This window comes from Streptomyces sp. MAI_2237 (assembly GCF_054189285.1).
The window spans coordinates 2329825-2348217 of record NZ_JAJPGQ010000003.1; the positions used below are offsets into that span (position 1 = coordinate 2329825).

The following is an 18393-nucleotide window of genomic DNA, read 5'->3' on the forward strand; positions in this document are numbered from 1 at the left end:
TGGGCTTGGCTTGCGGCGTGGTCCCGCGGCGGCTCGGGTTCGGCTTGGGGTGCGTTCCGTCCGGCAGCTGCTTGGGCTCGGTTTGCGGCGCGTTCCGTCCGGCAGCGGCTCGGGTTCGGCTTGGGGTGCGTTCCGTCCGGCAGCTGCTTGGGCTTGGCTTGCGGCGCGTTCCGTCCGGCAGCGGCTCGGGTCCGGCTTGGGGTGCGTTCCGTCCGGCAGCGGCTTGGGCTCGGTTTGCGGCGCGATTCGCCCCGCGGCGGCTCGGGCTCGGCTCGTGGCCTGCGTCGCCCGGCGGGGGCCCGCGCCCGGTTCCTGAGCCCGCGTCGCCCGGTGGGGGCCCGGGCCCGGTTCCTGGCCCGCGCCCGGTTCGCGACCCGACGCACCGCGGGCCGTGCCTCACCCGGGGCCCGGCCCCTGCGAGCCGGGCCGTGCGCGGAAAGGGGCCGCTGTCGGCGGTACCCGCTAGCCTTGCCAGCCTCAGCAGTGGTTCTCAGCAGGCGGTCGTAGACAGATGGACTTCCCAGCGGATCTCCCCGCGGACTTTCCCACGCAGGCGCACCCCCATCCGCACGGCGGCTGGCCCGGCAACGAGCTGGAGGAGGTGCTGTCGGCCTCCCTCGGCGTCCCCTCCGCCGGCGGCCGGATCATCGAGGTGCTCGGCCGCAGCTACCTGTGGATCCCGCTGCCCAACGGCGGGGCGCAGACCGGCCCCGTCGACCTGCCCACCATGGAGATCGAGGGCCAGGCCTTCGTCCCGGTCTTCAGCTCCGAGGAGCAGTTCCGGCAGGTCGTCGGCAGCCACATGGCGTACACCGTCGCCCCGGCGGTCGACTTCGCCCGCGGCCTGCCGCCGCAGGTGGGCCTCTTCGTGAACCCCGACGGCGTGGTCGGCATCCCGCTGCCGCCCGCCGGGGTCGCCGAGCTGTGCCGGGTGGGCCGCACCCCCCTCGACGGCCCCGCCTCCGGCGGCCGGGTCAAGCTCTACGAGCCGGACTGGCAGGACGACCCGGTCGACTTCCTGGCCGCGGCGTCGGCGGAGTTCGCGGAGACGGGCGTGGTCGTCACGGCCCGCCGCTGCCTCGCGGCCGTGGAGACGGCCGACCCGGTCATGTTCGTCGGCGTGGAGCTCTCCCAGTGGGAGGGCGACCTCAGGGCCCTGCCGCTGCAGGCGCTGGAGAGAGCGGTGACCCGGATCCCCACCCAGTGGCCGGTCAACCTGGTCCTCCTGGACGTCACGGACGACCCGGTGGCGGTGTGGATGCGCGACCACGTACGGCCTTTCTTCCTCAGGGACCACCTCTAGCGGGCGTGGCGGCGACGCCGTACGCACCACCGGTTCCGAGCCACCGGGCGCTTAAGCTGTCACTCAATGCGGGGCAACTTCTCGAAGGGGCGGTACGACAGGTGAGCGCGAGCCTCAGCGGCAGCGTCGAGCACATGCTGCGCCAGGTGACGCCCGGGCGCTACGACGCCTACGAGGCACTCCTCCGCGCCCTCGCGATGCCCGGCTCGGGCCAGGTCTGGATGCTCCTGTGGCACGGCCAGGCCGGTTCGCCGGACGCCCAGTACGGGAACATGGAGGTCGACGGCTACGGCTACGCCCCCTGCGTGACCTCCGCCCAGGAACTGAGCGCCAGCGGCTGGAACAGGTCGTACGAGGTGGTGGACGGCCTCGACGTGGCCCGCACCCTCTACCCCGACCACTTCGGCCTCTGGCTCAACCCGCACGCCCCCGGCGGCGGCGTCGGCATCCCCTGGCTGGACCTGCGCCGCATCGCCACCGGCCTGGAGCGCCAGCCGGCCGGCCCGCTGCGGCTGTCGGAGCCGGCCATCGAGATCCCGCAGTTCTACGCCCTCCTCGCGCAGAACGCCCACCGCACCCCCGCAGTCCGCTCCCTGCGCCGCGCCTGGGTGCAGCCGGCGCTCGGCGCGCCCTACCTCGCCATCGGCCTGGACGTGTACGACACCAGCCCCGGCGCCGTCGACTCGGTGCGCGCGATGATGCAGCAGTCCGTGGGCGCCGTACCCGACGGGCTGCCGGTGTCGACGGTGGCGATGTCCGACGACTTCGACCCGGTCGCGCTATGGATGCGGGCGAGCGCCCGCCCCTTCTACGACCGCGAGGCCCACGCCCCGGCGGCCGCCCCCGCCCAGGCGCCCGCGGCGGGCTACGGCTACCCCCCGGTGCGGGGTGGGTACTGAGCGTCCGCCCAGGGCGACACAGACTGAGACACCCGCTGTTGGTTCAGACCGGAGGGCGCGTTCTTCGCGCGTAGATACCGCCGACTGATCCACTTGTAAACCAAATGTCCGAAAAAAGTCTCGTCCGGCCCCCGTTACCCACTGTCCGGATAACGGAACCCACCAGCCCGCATCACGTTTACGCATCCATTCACCGCCAAGTCTGGCAACAGATCGCCAAAGCGTTGAAGACTCCCGCTCCAGGGGACTTCGTCCCCGTGTACGACGGCTGATCACGCCGCCACAGCGGCAAGTGCGGGCCGGCCACCGCCGGTTGAATCGAAGAGGGGTCCCTGCCAGATGACGGCACCATTGCACGAGCCGACTGCGGAAGCGGCCCCGAGCGCGGCCGAGGAAGCAGCGGTTGCCACAGCCGGCGCCAAGGCCGTACAGGGTCGTTCCCTGGGCCGGATCGCCTGGGAGCGCCTGAAGCGGGACAAGCTCGCCCTGTCGGGCGGCATCATCGTGCTCCTCCTCATCCTGGTCGCGCTGTTCGCCCCCCTGATCGCCAGCGCCTACGGCCAGGACCCCGACGCCTACCACGAGAGCCTGATCGACCCCCTGTTCAGCACGCCCAAGGGGTCGCTGGGCGGCATCAGCGGAACGCACTGGCTCGGTGTCGAGCCGGTCAACGGCCGCGACATCTTCGCCCGCGTCCTCTACGGCGCCCGGATCTCGCTCCTCGTCGGCTTCCTGTCCGCGATCGTCGCCGTCGTCCTCGGCACGATCCTGGGCATCCTGGCCGGTTTCTTCGGCGGCTGGGTCGACTCCGTCATCAGCCGCGTCATGGACGGCCTCCTGGCCTTCCCCCAGCTGCTCTTCATCATCGCGCTGGTCTCCGTCATGCCCAACGACATGCTCGGGCTGACCGGATCGAACGTCCGCGTGTTCGTGATGATCCTGGTCATCGGTTTCTTCGGCTGGCCCTACATCGGGCGCGTGGTGCGTGGCCAGACCCTGTCGATGCGTGAGCGGGAGTACGTGGAGGCGGCACGGTCCCTGGGAGCCGGGCGGTTCTACATCCTGTTCAAGGAACTGCTGCCCAACCTCGTCGCGCCGATCATCGTCTACACCACGATGATGATCCCGACCAACATCCTCACCGAGGCGGCACTGAGCTTCCTGGGTGTGGGCGTCAAGCCGCCCACCTCCTCGTGGGGGCAGATGCTGTCGACCGCGATCGACTACTACGACTCGGACCCCATGTACATGATCGTCCCGGGCGTAGCGATCTTCATCACCGTTCTGGCCTTCAACCTCTTCGGTGACGGCGTGCGGGACGCGCTGGACCCGAAGGGTTCCCGTTGACCGCCCCACCGCAAGCGTCCCGTGGCACCAGCACGGGGTCTCTCATCAAAACCGGAGGATCCGAGATCGTGACTACCCAACGCACCTCAGGGCGGCGCAAGCAGGCGTTGGCCGCTGCTGCCGCGGTCGCCGGGCTGCTGACCTTGGCAGCGTGCGGCGGCGGCAACGACAAGGGGGGCTCGTCGTCCGGCGCGGCCGGCTTCGACGCCGCGAACAACAAGGTCGCCCAGGCCGATCAGGTCAAGAAGGGCGGCACCCTCAAGTACGTCAGCACCCAGGACGCCGACTTCTGGGACACCACGCGTGGCTACTACGGCTTCATGTGGGACTTCGCGCGCTACTACAGCCGTCAGCTGCTGACCTACAAGACCCAGCCGGGTGCCGAGGGTGCGAAGCTCACCCCGGACCTCGCCACCGACATGGGTCAGGTCTCCTCCGACGGCAAGACCTACACCTTCCACCTGCGTGACGGCAGCACGTGGGAGGACGGCAAGCCCATCACCTCGCAGGACATCAAGTACGGCATCGAGCGCGTCTGGGCGCAGGACGTGCTGTCCGGCGGTCCGATCTACCTCCAGCAGATGCTGGACCCGAACAACACCTACAAGGGTCCCTACAAGGACACCTCGAAGGACAAGCTCGGCCTGAAGGCGATCTCCACGCCCGACGCCAAGACGATCGTCTTCCACCTGCCCAAGGCGAACTCGGACTTCCCCGAGGTCCTCGCCATGGTCACGGCGTCCCCGATCCGCCAGGACAAGGACACCAAGGCCAAGTACACGCTGCACCCCTTCTCCTCCGGCCCGTACAAGTTCGAGTCGTACAGCCCGGGCAAGGGTCTCGTGCTGGTCCGCAACACCGAGTGGAAGGCGTCCTCGGACCCGGTCCGCAAGGCGTACCCGGACAAGATCACGCTGGACATCTCGTCGAACCAGAACGACTCGGACCAGCGTCTGATCAACGGCGACTACGACATCGACGCCAGCCAGACGGGTCTCGGCCCGCAGGCGCGCCAGATCGCCCTGAAGCAGCACAAGGGCAACCTGGACAACCCGGTCTCCGGCTTCATCCGCTACGCGGTCTTCCCGCAGACGGTCAAGCCGTTCGACAACATCCACTGCCGCAAGGCCGTGATCTACGCCGCCGACCACGTCTCGATCCAGACCGCGCGCGGTGGCCCGATCGCCGGTGGTGACATCGGCACCAACATGCTCCCGCCGTCGGTCGCCGGCTCCGAGGGCCAGAAGTACGACCCGTACGGCATCTCCGGTGCCAACAAGAACGGCAACGCCGACCTGGCCAAGAAGGAACTGAAGGCCTGCGGCAAGCCGAACGGCTTCAGCACCACCATCGCCGTCCGCAACAACAAGGCGCAGGAGGTGGCCACGGCCACGTCCCTGCAGGCGTCGCTGAAGAAGGTCGGCATCAACGCCGACATCTACCAGTACGACGGTTCGCAGAGCTCCGGCATCATCGGCGCCCCGGCGAACGTGGCGAAGAAGAAGCTCGGCATCATCATCATGGGTTGGGGTCCTGACTTCCCGACCGTCCAGGGTTACGGCATCCCGCTGTGGAGCAGCCACTACATCCTGCAGAGCGGCAACAACAACTTCGCCATGATCAAGGACAAGACGATCGACGGCCTGTTCGACCAGTACATCGGTACGCAGGACGAGGCGAAGAAGACCCAGATCGCCACGGACATCAACCACAAGGTGAGCGAGGGCGCGTACTACCTGCCCTTCACCTTCGAGCGCCTGCTGAACTTCCGCTCCTCGCGGATCGGCAACGTCTACACGTCGAACGCCTTCAGCGGCTACTACGACTTCGTCAACATCGGTCTGAAGTCCACGAAGTAAACCCGGCACACCCGCCGAACGGCACGAAAGGCAGGTGAAGGCCGGCGCGGCGGGACCGTGGGCCACCGGAAGACCTCCGGCGGCCCGCGGTCCCGCGGCGGGCCGTTAGCTGTGCTCGCTTACCTCATCAGGCGGCTCTTCGCCGCCGCAGTGATGCTGGTGGTCATCATCCTGGTGGTCTTCTGCATCTTCTTCCTCGTCCCCAAGTGGGCGGGCGTGGACATCGCCTCAAGTTTCGTGGGCAAGCAGGCCGACCCCGCGTCGGTGGCAGCGGTGCGCGAGAAGCTGGGACTGAGCGACCCGATCTTCGTTCAGGTCTGGCACTTCTTCAAGGGCATCTTCGTCGGCCGCACCTACTCGGCCGGCGGCGACATCACCCACTGCGCCGCGCCCTGCTTCGGCTACTCCTTCCGTACCGAGCAGGACGTCTGGCCCGTGCTCACCGACCGCTTCCCGGTGACCCTGGGTCTGGCGCTCGGTGCCGCCGTGCTGTGGCTGGTCTTCGGTGTCGCGGCCGGTGTGCTCTCCGCGCTCAAGCGGGGCAGCCTGTGGGACCGCGGCGCGATGGTCATCGCGCTCGGCGGTGTGTCCCTGCCGATCTACTTCACCGGTCTGCTGTCGCTGGCGATCTTCAGCTACGGCCTCGGCTGGATCGACGGCAAGTACGTGCCCATCACCGACAGCTTCACCGGCTGGCTGGGCGGCATGATCCTGCCGTGGGTCACCCTCGCGTTCCTGTACGCGGCGATGTACGCCCGCATCACCCGCGCCACCATGCTGGAGATCCTCGGTGAGGACTACATCCGCACGGCGCGCGCGAAGGGCCTCAAGGAGCAGGTCGTCATCAGCAAGCACGCCATGCGCTCCACGATGACGCCCATCCTCACCATGCTCGGCATGGACCTCGGCGCCCTCATCGGCGGCGCGATCCTGACCGAGACGACGTTCAGCCTGCCCGGCCTCGGCCAGGCGGTGCTCAACGCCATCAAGACCCAGGACCTGCCCATCATCCTGGGCGTCACCCTGATCACTTCTCTCGCGGTGCTGATCGCCAACCTCGTGGTGGACGTCCTGTACGCCGTGATCGACCCCCGAGTGAGGCTCGCATGACGGAACTGAGCAAGAGCGGAGCTGCCGTGGGCGAGCCCACGAGCACCTCGCCCGCCCCGACGTCCTTCCTGGAAGTGCGCGACCTGAAGGTGCACTTCCCGACCGACGACGGCCTGGTGAAGTCCGTCGACGGGCTCTCCTTCAAGCTGGAGAAGGGCAAGACCCTCGGCATCGTGGGCGAGTCCGGCTCCGGCAAGTCGGTGACCTCGCTCGGCATCATGGGCCTGCACACCGCCGGCCAGTACGGCAAGCGCAAGGCGCAGATCTCCGGCGAGATCTGGCTGGACGGCACCGAACTGCTGTCCGCCGACCCGGACGAGGTGCGCAAGCTCCGCGGCCGCGAGATGTCCATGATCTTCCAGGACCCGCTGTCGGCCCTGCACCCGTACTACACGATCGGTCAGCAGATCGTGGAGGCGTACCGCATCCACCACGACGTCGACAAGAAGACCGCGAAGAGGCGCGCGGTCGAGATGCTCGACCGGGTGGGGATCCCGCAGCCCGACAAGCGGGTGGACAACTACCCGCACGAGTTCTCCGGCGGTATGCGCCAGCGCGCGATGATCGCGATGTCGCTGGTGAACAACCCCGAGCTGCTCATCGCGGACGAGCCGACGACCGCCCTGGACGTGACCGTCCAGGCGCAGATCCTGGACCTGATCCGGGACCTGCAGAAGGAGTTCGGCTCCGCGGTCATCATCATCACCCACGACCTGGGCGTCGTCGCCGAGCTGGCCGACGACATCCTGGTGATGTACGGCGGCCGCTGCGTGGAGCGGGGCCCGGCGGAGAAGGTGTTCTACGAGCCCCGCCACCCCTACACCTGGGGCCTGCTCGGCTCGATGCCGCGCCTGGACCGCGAGCAGCAGGAGCGGCTCACCCCGGTCAAGGGCTCCCCGCCCTCGCTGATCAACATCCCGTCCGGCTGCGCCTTCAACCCGCGCTGCCCCTACGCGGACATCCCGAAGGACAACGTCACCCGCACGGTGCGCCCCGAGCTGACCGAGGTCGGCAGCCAGCACTGGGCCGCCTGTCATCTGACGCAGGAGCAGCGGGAGCGTATCTGGACCGAAGAGATTGCGCCGAAGCTGTGAGCGAGGACAAAGCTGTGACCACTCCCGCGAAGAGCGAGGGCGCGGCGGCCGTCAAGGACGGGGTCGCGCCGGGCGAGACCCTGCTGAAGGTGACCGGGCTCCAGAAGCACTTCCCGATCAAGAAGGGCCTGCTGCAGCGGCAGGTCGGCGCCGTGCGCGCGGTCGACGGCATCGACTTCGAGGTCCGCTCCGGCGAGACCCTCGGTGTCGTGGGCGAGTCGGGCTGCGGCAAGTCGACGATGGGCCGGCTGATCACCCGGCTGCTCGAACCGACCGCCGGCTCCATCGAGTTCGAGGGCAAGGACATCACGCACCTCGGCGTGGGCGGGATGCGCCCGATGCGTCGTGACGTGCAGATGATCTTCCAGGACCCGTACTCCTCGCTGAACCCGCGCCACACCATCGGCACGATCATCGGAGCCCCGTTCCGGCTCCAGGGCGTCGAGCCGGAGGGCGGGGTCAAGAAGGAGGTCCAGCGGCTGCTGTCGGTGGTCGGTCTGAACCCCGAGCACTACAACCGCTACCCGCACGAGTTCTCCGGCGGTCAGCGCCAGCGCATCGGCATCGCCCGCGCGCTCGCCCTGAAGCCGAAGCTGGTCGTGGCGGACGAGCCGGTCTCCGCGCTGGACGTGTCGATCCAGGCGCAGGTCGTGAACCTCATGGACGACCTCCAGGAGGAGCTCGGCCTGACGTACGTGATCATCGCGCACGACCTCTCGGTCGTCCGGCACGTCTCGGACCGCATCGCGGTGATGTACCTGGGCAAGATCGTCGAGCTGGCGGACCGGGACTCGCTGTACCGGGCGCCGATGCACCCGTACACCAAGGCCCTGATGTCGGCGGTGCCGATCCCGGACCCGCGGCGCAGGAACGCCAAGAGCGAGCGCATCCTGCTCAAGGGCGACGTGCCCTCCCCGATCTCCCCGCCGAGCGGCTGCCGCTTCCACACCCGGTGCTGGAAGGCGACGGAGATCTGCCGGACGACCGAGCCGAAGCTCGTCGAGCTCAAGCCCGGCCAGCAGGTCGCCTGCCACCACCCGGAGAACTTCGCGGACCAGGCGCCGCAGGACACCGTCCTGCTGACCGCGGCCAAGGAGGCCGCCGAGCTGGTCTCCGACGAGATCCTCGCGGAGTCGGCGGAGACGTCGGCGGCGGTGGCGGCGGAGGTCGCGGAACACGATGCCGAGGCCACCCCGGAGGAGCTGGGCGAGCAGGCGCCCGCCGCGGATTCCGAAAATCCGGAGACCGACGCCGAAAAGTAGGCGGCGAATTCGTCAGAACGAAATGCCCCGGCAATCCGAAAGGACTGCCGGGGCATTTCGCGCACCGTGCGGCTTTCTGAGGTCAGGACTCCGTCTCCCAGTAGTGCCAGCCGACCGACGTCGCCGGAAGCTTGGCCATGCCGGTCGCCGGCACCGTGGTGGAGCAGTTGGAGGTCGTACGGTTCGACTGCCGGCCGACCCTGTAGCCGTTGGAGCCGTACTGCAGGTAGCCGTACCTGTGGGCGCTGATGTCGTGCGAGTAGGTGTGGCCGGTGGTGACCGCCACGGACTTGGTGATGGTGCCGCTCACGGAGGCCTTGGCCGAGGCGAACAGGTAGCTCGCGCTGACCTCCAGCGAGGCGGAGAGGCAGCGCATGAGCAATCCCCCGGAGAAAAAATGGTCCGGCCCGGGACAGGAGTCAACCGGTGGATGGCGCATGACAAGTTGGCAAAGTCGTGTACATGACGGGCGAGGGGTGGGCAGAGTCGCCGTATCCGTCTGATCGGACCATGCACCGAAGGGACGTCCATGGCACTCTCCCGTTCGGCACGCTTAGGGGCCCTCGCGACGGCGGCGGCCTCTTTCCTTGTCGTCGCCGCCTCCGCCGCCCCCACTCCCGGCGCCCCCGGCATCGGCGACTCCTACTTCCCGCTGCTCGGCAACGGCGGCTTCGACGCCCGGCACTACGCCCTCGACGTGGCGTACAACCCGGACACCGACCGCCTCGACGGCCGTACGACCCTCACCGCCCGCGCCACCCAGACCCTGTCGTCCTTCGATCTCGACCTGCAGAAACTGGAGGTCACCCGGGTCGAGGTGAACGGCAGACCCGCCGACTTCACCCGCGACGGCGACGAACTGCACATCACGCCCAAGGCAGTTGTGCGCAAAGGGCAGGACTTCCGGGTGGCCGTCACCTACGGCGGCGTCCCCGAGCCCCTGAACGGCCCCATTATCTTCGGCTCCGACTACGGCTGGATGAAGACCCCCGACGGCGTCTTCGTCGCCTGCGAACCCAACGCCGCCTCCACCTGGTTCCCCTCCAGCGACCACCCCTCCGACAAGGCCACCTACGACATCCGCATCAAGGCCCCCAAGGGCCTGACCGGGGTCTCCAACGGCCGGCTGGTCTCGACGTACGACAAGGGCGGCTCGACGTACACGCACTGGCGCGAGAGCAGGCCCATGGCGACCTATCTCGCGACGGCCACCATCGGCAAGTTCGACGTCAGGACGGGCCGGACGCCCTCCGGCATCCCGATCTACGTCGCCATCGACCCGGTGCTCGCGAACAGCAACACCGTCGACGTGTACGCCGTCACAGCCGCCGCCACCGACTACTGGTCGCAGGTCTTCGGCCCCTACCCCTTCGAGGAGACCGGCGCGATCGTCGACGACATGCCCGCGGCCGGGTTCTCCCTGGAGGTGCAGAGCAAGCCGGCCTACTCGGCCGTGCGCAGCGAGACGACGATCGTGCACGAGCTGGCCCACCAGTGGTTCGGCGACTCGGTGTCGGTGGAGCGCTGGAAGGACATCTGGCTCAACGAGGGCTTCGCCACCTACGCCCAGTGGCTGTGGGCCGAGCACCAGGGCACCCGCAGCGCCCACGACTCCTTCCTGGCCGCCTACAACGCCCGTCCCGCCGACAACCCGTTCTGGCAGATCACCGTCGCCGACCCGCAGCGCGACACCATGTTCGCCTCCGCGGTCTACCAGCGCGGCGCGATGACCCTGCAGGCACTGCGCGAGCGCATCGGCGACAAGGCGTTCTTCCGGCTGCTGCCGGCCTGGACCAGGCTCCACCGGTACGGCAACGCGAACACCGCCCAGTTCGTCGCGCTCGCCGAGAAGGTCTCCGGCCAGAAGCTGGACGACCTCTTCCAGAAGTGGCTCTACACGACGGGCAGGCCCGCCCTGTGAAAACCCCTGCGTAAGAATGTGGGGTGCTCCAGCAACTGTTCAGCCCCTCCGTCCAGCACACGCTCGATCTCATCGGCATCTTCGTGTTCGCCATCTCCGGCGCGCTGCTGGCCGTCCGCAAGAACTTCGACGTCTTCGGCATCGCCGTCCTCGCCGAGGTCACCGCGCTGGGCGGAGGGCTGTTCCGGGACCTGGTCATCGGCGCCGTACCGCCGGCCGCCTTCACCGATCTCGGCTACTTCCTCACCCCGCTGCTCGCCGCGCTCCTGGTCGTCTTCCTGCATCCGCAGGTGGAGCGCATCCAGGTCGCGGTGAACGTCTTCGACGCGGCCGGCCTCGGCCTGTTCTGCGTCGCCGGCACGACGAAGGCGTACGAGTACGGGCTGAGCCTCACCTCGTCGGCCACCCTCGGCCTCGCCACCGCCGTCGGCGGCGGTGTGCTGCGCGACGTCCTCGCCAACGAGGTGCCGTCCCTGCTGCGCTGGGACCGCGACCTCTACGCGGTCCCCGCGATCGTCGGCGCCACCATGGTCGTGCTGTGCATCCGCTACGACGCCCTCACCCCGTTCACCAGCGGCCTCGCGGTCGTCACGGCCTTCGTCCTGCGCCTGCTCGCGATGCGGTACCACTGGCGAGCGCCGCGTGCGTGGAACCGCCGCTCGACGGTGCGGGAGGAGTAGTGCCGCGCGCCCGGTGCTGGCCCATCTGCACCGACAGCCAGCGGAACGCCGGGACCACCTGCGGCCGCCACAGCGCCATGTTGTGGCCGCCCGCGCTTCTCGGTATGAAGATCACGTGGACCGTCGTCGGGGCCTTGGCGGTCTGTTCCAGGGCGACCCCCGCCTCGTAGCCGTCGCGCGGCTGGCCGGAGATGTACAGCGCGATACGAGGCGGTGTGAGCGCCTTCTTCAGCAGCAGATAGGGGTTGTTCTGCGCCCGGATGCGCAGGTTCTGTGCGGCGAGGGAGTTGCGTTCGCCGATCGGGTCGTTGTAGCCGGACATGCTGACCGCGGCCATGTAGCGGTCCGGGTGGGCGACGGCCAGCTTCACCGCGCAGTGCGCGCCCGCCGAGTACCCGGCGACCGCCCAGCCCCTGGGGGCGGGCTGCGCGCGGAAGTTGTCCGTGACCATCTTCGGCACGTCGATGCTCAGCCAGCTGTCGGCGTTGACGGTGCCGGGGATGTTGGCGCAGCCCGTGTCGACGCCGGCCAGCAGGTTGGTGCGCGGGGCGACCAGGATGAACGGCGAGACCTCGCCGCGGCGCATCAGCGGCGCCAGTTGCGCGGTCGCGTGCAGCGAGCCGAACCATGCCTTCGCGGAGCCGGGGTAGCCGGGCAGCAGCTCGACGACGGGGAACTTGTGGTGGGCGTACTTCGGCTCGCCGTACTGGGGCGGCAGCCAGACGTAGACCTCGGCGTTGACGCCGGAGACGCGGCCCTTGAGCTGGGTGACGCGCACTCCGCGCATGCCCGGTCCGGTCGTCGCGGTGAAGGTCTGCTTCACCTTGGGCAACCGTTTCAGCGCGATGCCGCCGGTGCCGTCGGCGCCGAGGTTGGCGGCCTGCTGGACGTGGTTGCCGGTGCCGAGGAGGTCGGCCCAGTTGTCGTACAGGCTGTTGGCGTTGTTGACGAGGACGAAGACCAGCGCGACCGCGGTGCCCTGGGCGAACAGCACCATGAACATCCGGGCCACCGCGCGCAGGGCCTTGGGCCCACGCACCCGCGACCACAGGACGAGGGGCAGTATCAGGGCGACCGCGAACAGCACGATCAGGGTGTAGAGGAACGGAGTCCCGGTGAGGCTCATGTCCCCATAGAGGGCCGGGAAGAGCCCCGGGTTGAGGACGAGTACGGACACTTACCAAGAAATTGCCGGTATCTCACCCAGGAGACGGTGCCGGGCTCACCCGTCACATGACCGTCGCATTCAAAGCTACCGCTTAGTAACTACCTGTTGTACGGTTCATCCATGCCAGAAGCAGCCTCCGCCGCGACCCCGACGCGGGCCACGATCGGCGACAGCGAGTTCGACCGCGACACCGCGCTCACCGCACGCGCCCCCGGCGTCTACGACATCGACCTGTCCGCCGGCTGGACCATCATCAACGCCGTCAACGGCGGCTACCTCCTGGCCGTCCTCGGCCGCGCCCTCGCGGACACGCTGCCGCACGCGGACCCCTTCACGATCTCGGCGCACTACCTCACCGCGTCCCAGCCGGGCCCGGCGGTCGTGCGCACCGAGACGGTCCGCACCGGCCGCACCCTCTCCACCGGCCAGGCCTCCCTCCTGCAGTACGACGAGGAGGGCCGCGAGGTGGAACGCATCCGCGTCCTCGCCTCCTACGGCGACCTGGACGCCCTCCCCGACGACGTCCGCACGACCGCCGCGCCGCCTGCCATGCCGCCGCCGCAGGAGTGCTTCGGCCCCCAGGACGGCCCCTCGCCGGTCCCCGGCAGCTCGGCCATCACCGACCGCCTGATGATCAAGCTGGACCCCGCCACCCTCGGCTGGGCGCTCGGCGCCCCCTCCGGCAAGGGCGAGATGCGGGCCTGGTTCGGTCTCGCCGACGGCCGCGACGCCGACCCGCTCTCCCTCCTGCTCGCGGTGGACGCCCTCCCGCCCACCGCCTTCGAGATCGGCCTGAAGGGCTGGGTCCCCACGGTCGAGCTGACGGTCCACGTCCGCTCCCGTCCCGCCCCGGGCCCGCTGCGTGTCGCCATCACCACCCGCAACCTCGCCGGCGGCTTCCTGGAGGAGGACGCCGAGGTCTGGGACAGCGCCGACCGCCTGGTCGCCCAGTCCCGCCAGCTCGCCCGCGTCAGGCTCGGCTGAGCGGCTCACGCCCCAGCCAGGCCGCCAGTTCGCCGTAGACGTCGGCCCCTTCGGGGGCCGGCACGGCCGACGCGAAGGGGGTGTCCGCGTCCCGTTCCGGCTCGGCCAGCACCCGGCGGGCCGTGGCGAGCGCGAAATCGGCCAGTTCCGGGTCGAGTGCGAGGGGATGGCCGAGGGACTCGGACAGGTCCCAGGTGTGGGTCACCAGCTCCATGTGGTAGCCCGACAGGGCCGCCCGGCCCGGGACCTCGCCCCACGGCACCCGCACCGGCGCCTCCATGCGGTCGTCGCTCTCCCACGCCTTGATCACGCGGGTACGGACCTCCTCGTACGCCGCCGTCCACTCCTCGTCGGCCACGCCCTCGGCGAAGGGATGGACGGCCATGCCGTCGCCGCCCTCACCGACGACCGCGATGCGCAGGCTGCCGCCGACCATGTGGGACAGCAGCGTGCGGACGTCGAACTCCGCGCACGGGGTGGGGCCGCCGAGCTGCTCGGGGCGGACGGTCCTGATCAGCGCGACCACCTGGTCGGTGGCGCGGGTGTACAGGGGGCGGGGGTCGATGGCGTTCATGTGCTGCCTCTCTGTGGTGGGCCGGCCCGGAGAATCGGTGGGCCGACACCCGAAGAGTCCCGGCATAACCTGACAGTTTCCGTCAACATTTGCCGCGGGGTTCGCGGCGATGGATTCTGGTGCCGTGAAAGCCGACCGCCTGCTGTCGATCCTGCTGCTCCTGCAGACCCGGGGCCGCGTCCCCGCGCACGAACTGGCCGAGCGGCTGGAGGTGTCGGTGCGCACCATCTACCGGGACGTCGAGGCCCTGTCCGCCTCCGGGGTGCCGGTCTACGCAGAGCGCGGGCGGCACGGCGGCATCGAACTGCTCGCCGGTTTCCGTACGGACGTCACGGGGCTGACCGCCGACGAGTCCCGCGCCCTGTTCATCCTGGCCGCCCAGGGCGCGCACGCGGCCCTCGGTCTCGACGTCGCCCTCGGCTCGGCGCTGCGCAAGGTGATGGCCGCGCTGCCGGCGCCGTACCGCCCGGCCGCCGAGGTGACCAGCCGCCGCATCCTCGTCGACGCCACGCGCTGGAAGGGCGGTCCGCAGAAGGCCGTCGACCTCGACGTGCTGCAGGACGCCGTCTTCGCCGACCGGCGGCTGCGGCTGCGCTACCGGCACAGCGGGGACCGGGAGCCGCGGACGTACACCGTCGACCCGTACGGGCTCGTCTCGAAGGCGGGCGTCTGGTACCTGGTCGCCGACCGGCGGACGAGACCGCGGCTGTTCCGGGCCGACCGGGTGCGGTCGGCGACCGTCCTCGACGATCCCGTGCGGCGCCGGCCCGGCGTCGAACTCGCCGACGTCTGGGAGGTGTTGCGCCGCCAGGTCGAGGAGCGCCCCGGCGGGCTCGACGTCACCGCCCGGGTCCGGCGCGAGCGCCTCGACATGTTCCTGCGCCTGAGCGCCGCACAGCTCGCGCGGCTCCCGGACACCGACGGCGAGGGGGAGTGGGTGACCGTCGGGCTGCGGTACGGCGTGGTGGGCGGGGTGCGGCAGCTGCTGCCGTTCGCCGACCACGTGGAGGTCCTCACCCCGCCGGAGGCGCGCGCGGAACTGGCCGCGGCGGCCGCCTCCGTCACGGCCCTGTACCAGCGGGCCGAGGACGCCGATTCGTGAAGTCGCAGCTGGACGGGGTTTGTTGACGTCCGCTTTACCCGAACCACAGGCCGGGGACAGACAGCCCTCAAGGAAGCCCTAAGCGCCGTTGATTGAGTGCCCGCCTCAGGACTCCCTCATCCTCCTTGGAGTTGTCTCTCATGAAGCGTGTGCGTCTCGTTCCCGCGGTGGCGCTGCTGGCGCTCGCGCCCCTGGCTCTGGTGGCCTGCGGCTCGGGCGACTCCTCGTCGACCTCGAACAGCGGTGACTCCGGTCGGCGGCAGACCTGTTCGGCGCCCACCGGGAACGCCTCCGGCAGGCCGAGCGGTGCCCCCTCCGGCGCCCCGACGGGCACGGCAAGGCCGAGCGGCGCCCCCACGGGCATGCCCAGCGGCGCTCCCAGCGGTGCGCCCGGCGGGGGCCAGGGGGGTGGTCAGGGCGGTCCCGGCGGCGGCATGGGCGGCTGCGGGGGTCCGGGCGGCGGGGGCCGGGGCGGCGCCCTGCCGAGCGGTGCCCCCACCGGGCAGCCGACGGCGGCGGCGACCAAGAGCTGACCCCGCGGGGCGCAGGACAGAGGCGGCACTCCCGGTGCACGGGGGTGCCGCCGCTGCGTGTCGTCCCGCGCCCGGGCCGTTCAGTCCAGCCAGTGCTGCCGCCCGATGCTGATCAGCCGCATCTGCCGGGTCGCGACCTGCGCGATCCGTTCCCGGTCCGCGCCGGTGCCGTCCAGGGCCTCCAGGAACAGCGAGGCGGTGATCAGCATCTGGTCCACGTACAGGTGGGCGAGCATCAGCAGGTCCTCCTCGCTCCAGCCCTCGGCCGCGCGGTCCTTGGCGAGCTCGGCGCTCACCTCCTCGGCGAACCGGGCGAGTTGGTCCCGGATGGCCTCGCGCACCGATTGAACTCCGCCATGTCGTTCGCGGGCGATAAAGCGGACATGTGCGGGGTACGCGTCCACATGACCGGCAATCAACTCAATGGCGCGTGCGATGCGTTCGTCACTGCTGTCCGCCGCGGTCACCGTCGTGCGGATCATGGGATGAAGGCTGCCCAGGGCCTCCTCGACCAGGGCCACGCCCAGATCCGCAATGGAGCGGAAGTGCCGGTAGAAGGCGGTCGGCGCGACGCCGACGGCGCGGGTGACCTCGCGCAGGCCGAGGCTGCTCAGGCTCTGCCCCTCCAGCAGGCCGAGCGCGGCGTCGAGGAGCGCCTGCCTGGTCTTCTGCTTCTGGGCCTGCCGGATGCCGAGGGTGTGACTCATGTCATCCAGTTAACAACTGTTCTCTGGATTTGGAAAGCGGGGGAACACGCTAGACTCTGGAGTCAGTGAACAACTGTAACTACAACTGTTCACCGAAACGTAACGAGAGCGTCCCTCGGGACGTGTCGAAGGGGGATCGATCCCATGCTGTTCCTGGTCGCCGCACTGATGCTCTTCGGCGCCGTGCTGGGCACCGTCGCCCACGCGCCGTTCACCTTCACCCTGGTCGCGGCCGCCCTGATCGCCGCCTGGCTCGGCATCTTCGCGCTCCGCGAGCGCCACGGCCGCCGCACCCACTGACCCCGCCGCCCCTACGTCCTGCCGGGAGCTGACCGTCATGCAACTCACCGCCCCTGCCAACGGCACCACCGCCACCCCGACCCGCCGCGACGCCGACGGCATGGCCGTCGCGTCCTTCATCCTCGGCCTCGTCGGCCTGCTCGTCCTGAACGTCTTCCTGGGCCCGATCGCCATCGCCCTCGCCGGTGCGGCCCTGTGGCGCGGCACCAAGCGCCGCGGTCGGGCCTTCCTCGGCATGACCCTGGGCGTGGCCGACCTCGTGGTCCTGGCGGTCGCGATGGAGATGTCCAACACCGTCTCCTGGAGCCTGTGAGCCGCGGCGGGCACCTCCCGGGGAGCCTGGACCCGAGGCCGGCGGCACCGGCCCCGTAGAATCGGGCCCACCATGGCTTACCTCGACCACGCCGCCACGACCCCGATGCTCCCGGAGGCGGCGGAGGCACTGACCGCCCAGCTGAGCATCACCGGCAACGCGTCCTCCCTGCACGCCTCCGGCCGGCAGGCCCGCCGCACGGTCGAGGAATCCCGCGAGACCCTCGCCGAAGCGCTCGGCGCCCGACCGAGCGAGATCGTCTTCACCTCCGGCGGCACCGAGGCCGACAACCTCGCGGTGAAGGGCCTGTACTGGTCCCGCCGCGACGCGGACCCGGCCCGCACCCGTGTCCTCGCCAGCCCCGTCGAGCACCACGCCGTCCTCGACGCCGTGCACTGGCTCGGCGAACACGAGGGCGCCACCGTCGAGTACCTCCCCGTCGACTCCTACGGCCGCGTCCACCCCGACGCCCTGCGCGAGGCCCTCGCCCGCAACCCCGACGACGTCGCCCTGGCCACCGTGATGTGGGCCAACAACGAGATCGGCACGGTCCTGCCGGTCCGCGAACTCGCCGACGTCGCGAACGAGTTCGGCGTCCCGCTGCACTCCGACGCCGTCCAGGCCTTCGGCCAGGTCCCGGTCGACTTCGCCGCCTCCGGCCTCGCCGCGATGACCGTCTCCGGCCACAAGATCGGCGGCCCGTACGGCATCGGCGCCCTGGTCCTGGGCCGCGAGCACACGCCCGTACCGGTCCTGCACGGCGGTGGCCAGGAGCGCCATGTCCGCTCCGGCACCCTCGACGTCCCCGCGATCGCCTCGTTCGCCGTCGCCGGCCGCCTCGCCGCCGAGCAGCGCGAGTGGTTCGCCACCGAGGTCGGCGCCCTGCGCGACAGCCTGGTCGAGGCGGTGCGCACGGCGGTGCCGGACGCGCTCTACGGCGGCGACCCGGTCGACCGGCTCCCCGCCAACGCCCACTTCACCTTCCCCGGCTGCGAGGGCGACTCCCTGCTGCTGCTCCTCGACGCCCAGGGCATCGAGTGCTCCACCGGCTCCGCGTGCACCGCGGGCGTCGCCCAGCCCAGCCATGTCCTGCTGGCCACCGGCACCGACCCGGACCTGGCCCGCGGCACCCTGCGCTTCTCCCTCGGCCACACCTCCACGGAGGCGGACGTGGAGGCGGTCGCCAAGGTGATCGGCCCCGCGGTGGAGCGTGCGCGCGCCGCGGGGCTGACCTAGA

General features: G+C 70.1%; 19 protein-coding genes. 15 read left to right on the forward strand and 4 right to left on the reverse strand.

Going from position 1 to position 18393, the window contains the following annotated elements:
* The first annotated feature begins 511 nt into the window (after positions 1-511).
* The 7 genes from LN251_RS21230 to LN251_RS21260 all read left to right on the forward strand — a co-directional run bounded on the left by LN251_RS21230 (position 512) and on the right by LN251_RS21260 (position 8874).
* A complete protein-coding gene (locus LN251_RS21230; RefSeq protein WP_458245771.1) occupies positions 512-1303 on the forward strand; it encodes an enhanced serine sensitivity protein SseB in 792 nt (263 codons plus the stop codon).
* Positions 1304-1437: 134 nt separating this feature from the next.
* Positions 1438-2202, forward strand: a complete 765-nt coding sequence (locus LN251_RS21235; protein WP_458246766.1) for an enhanced serine sensitivity protein SseB C-terminal domain-containing protein — start codon at positions 1438-1440, stop codon at positions 2200-2202.
* Between the two features lie 339 nt (positions 2203-2541).
* On the forward strand, positions 2542-3549 hold the full coding sequence (locus tag LN251_RS21240) for an ABC transporter permease (protein ID WP_362987878.1): 1008 nt from the start codon (positions 2542-2544) through the stop codon (positions 3547-3549).
* Between the two features lie 68 nt (positions 3550-3617).
* A complete protein-coding gene (locus LN251_RS21245; protein WP_458245772.1) occupies positions 3618-5408 on the forward strand; it encodes an ABC transporter substrate-binding protein in 1791 nt (596 codons plus the stop codon).
* A 111-nt stretch (positions 5409-5519) separates the two neighbouring features.
* Positions 5520-6518: an ABC transporter permease gene (locus LN251_RS21250; RefSeq protein ID WP_058923049.1), complete on the forward strand. Its 999-nt coding sequence runs from the start codon at positions 5520-5522 to the stop codon at positions 6516-6518.
* Positions 6515-7612 (forward strand): ABC transporter ATP-binding protein, encoded by a 1098-nt coding sequence (locus LN251_RS21255; RefSeq protein ID WP_458245773.1) that lies wholly within the window; start codon positions 6515-6517, stop codon positions 7610-7612. The genes LN251_RS21250 and LN251_RS21255 overlap by 4 nt, the downstream gene beginning before the upstream one ends.
* A 14-nt stretch (positions 7613-7626) precedes the next feature.
* Positions 7627-8874: an ABC transporter ATP-binding protein gene (locus LN251_RS21260; protein WP_458245774.1), complete on the forward strand. Its 1248-nt coding sequence runs from the start codon at positions 7627-7629 to the stop codon at positions 8872-8874.
* Positions 8875-8956: 82 nt separating this feature from the next.
* On the opposite strand, the gene LN251_RS21265 is transcribed toward LN251_RS21260, so the two are convergent.
* Positions 8957-9250, reverse strand: coding sequence for a hypothetical protein (locus LN251_RS21265; protein WP_458245775.1), 294 nt, complete (start codon positions 9248-9250; stop codon positions 8957-8959).
* A gap of 153 nt (positions 9251-9403) precedes the next feature.
* Here LN251_RS21265 and LN251_RS21270 point away from each other — a divergent pair, with 153 nt between their 5' ends.
* Both LN251_RS21270 and LN251_RS21275 read left to right on the forward strand, forming a co-directional pair.
* Positions 9404-10795 (forward strand): M1 family metallopeptidase, encoded by a 1392-nt coding sequence (locus tag LN251_RS21270; protein ID WP_458245776.1) that lies wholly within the window; start codon positions 9404-9406, stop codon positions 10793-10795.
* A 23-nt stretch (positions 10796-10818) separates the two neighbouring features.
* Positions 10819-11475, forward strand: a complete 657-nt coding sequence (locus tag LN251_RS21275) for a trimeric intracellular cation channel family protein (protein WP_058923045.1) — start codon at positions 10819-10821, stop codon at positions 11473-11475.
* Here the strand turns inward: LN251_RS21275 and LN251_RS21280 are convergent.
* Positions 11384-12601, reverse strand: a complete 1218-nt coding sequence (locus LN251_RS21280; RefSeq protein WP_458246767.1) for an alpha/beta hydrolase — start codon at positions 12599-12601, stop codon at positions 11384-11386. The two genes, LN251_RS21275 and LN251_RS21280, sit on opposite strands and share 92 nt — an antisense overlap.
* 162 nt (positions 12602-12763) lie before the next feature.
* On the opposite strand from LN251_RS21280, the gene LN251_RS21285 reads away from it, so the two are divergent.
* Entirely contained in the window at positions 12764-13627 is an 864-nt protein-coding gene (locus LN251_RS21285; protein WP_458245777.1) for a thioesterase family protein, read from the forward strand.
* Here LN251_RS21285 and LN251_RS21290 read toward each other — a convergent pair.
* The gene (locus tag LN251_RS21290) at positions 13614-14201 is read right to left on the reverse strand and encodes a TIGR03086 family metal-binding protein (protein WP_458245778.1); all 588 of its coding nucleotides are present in this window, start codon (positions 14199-14201) and stop codon (positions 13614-13616) included. The two genes, LN251_RS21285 and LN251_RS21290, sit on opposite strands and share 14 nt — an antisense overlap.
* A 124-nt stretch (positions 14202-14325) precedes the next feature.
* Here LN251_RS21290 and LN251_RS21295 point away from each other — a divergent pair, with 124 nt between their 5' ends.
* Together LN251_RS21295 and LN251_RS21300 are read left to right on the forward strand one after the other, a co-directional pair.
* Positions 14326-15303, forward strand: coding sequence for a helix-turn-helix transcriptional regulator (locus tag LN251_RS21295; RefSeq protein ID WP_458245779.1), 978 nt, complete (start codon positions 14326-14328; stop codon positions 15301-15303).
* Positions 15304-15443: 140 nt separating this feature from the next.
* Positions 15444-15836 carry a hypothetical protein gene (locus LN251_RS21300; RefSeq protein WP_458245780.1) on the forward strand — a complete coding sequence of 131 codons (393 nt, stop codon included), beginning with the start codon at positions 15444-15446 and terminating at the stop codon, positions 15834-15836.
* An 80-nt stretch (positions 15837-15916) separates the two neighbouring features.
* On the opposite strand, the gene LN251_RS21305 is transcribed toward LN251_RS21300, so the two are convergent.
* Positions 15917-16543 (reverse strand): TetR family transcriptional regulator, encoded by a 627-nt coding sequence (locus tag LN251_RS21305; protein ID WP_458245781.1) that lies wholly within the window; start codon positions 16541-16543, stop codon positions 15917-15919.
* Between the two features lie 144 nt (positions 16544-16687).
* Here LN251_RS21305 and LN251_RS21310 point away from each other — a divergent pair, with 144 nt between their 5' ends.
* The 3 genes from LN251_RS21310 to LN251_RS21320 all read left to right on the forward strand — a co-directional run bounded on the left by LN251_RS21310 (position 16688) and on the right by LN251_RS21320 (position 18392).
* A complete protein-coding gene (locus tag LN251_RS21310; protein WP_174267089.1) occupies positions 16688-16843 on the forward strand; it encodes a hypothetical protein in 156 nt (51 codons plus the stop codon).
* 37 nt (positions 16844-16880) lie between these two features.
* Positions 16881-17156, forward strand: a complete 276-nt coding sequence (locus LN251_RS21315; RefSeq protein WP_362987850.1) for a DUF4190 domain-containing protein — start codon at positions 16881-16883, stop codon at positions 17154-17156.
* 72 nt (positions 17157-17228) lie between these two features.
* On the forward strand, positions 17229-18392 hold the full coding sequence (locus LN251_RS21320) for a cysteine desulfurase family protein (RefSeq protein WP_458245782.1): 1164 nt from the start codon (positions 17229-17231) through the stop codon (positions 18390-18392).
* Position 18393: the final 1 nt, after the last annotated feature.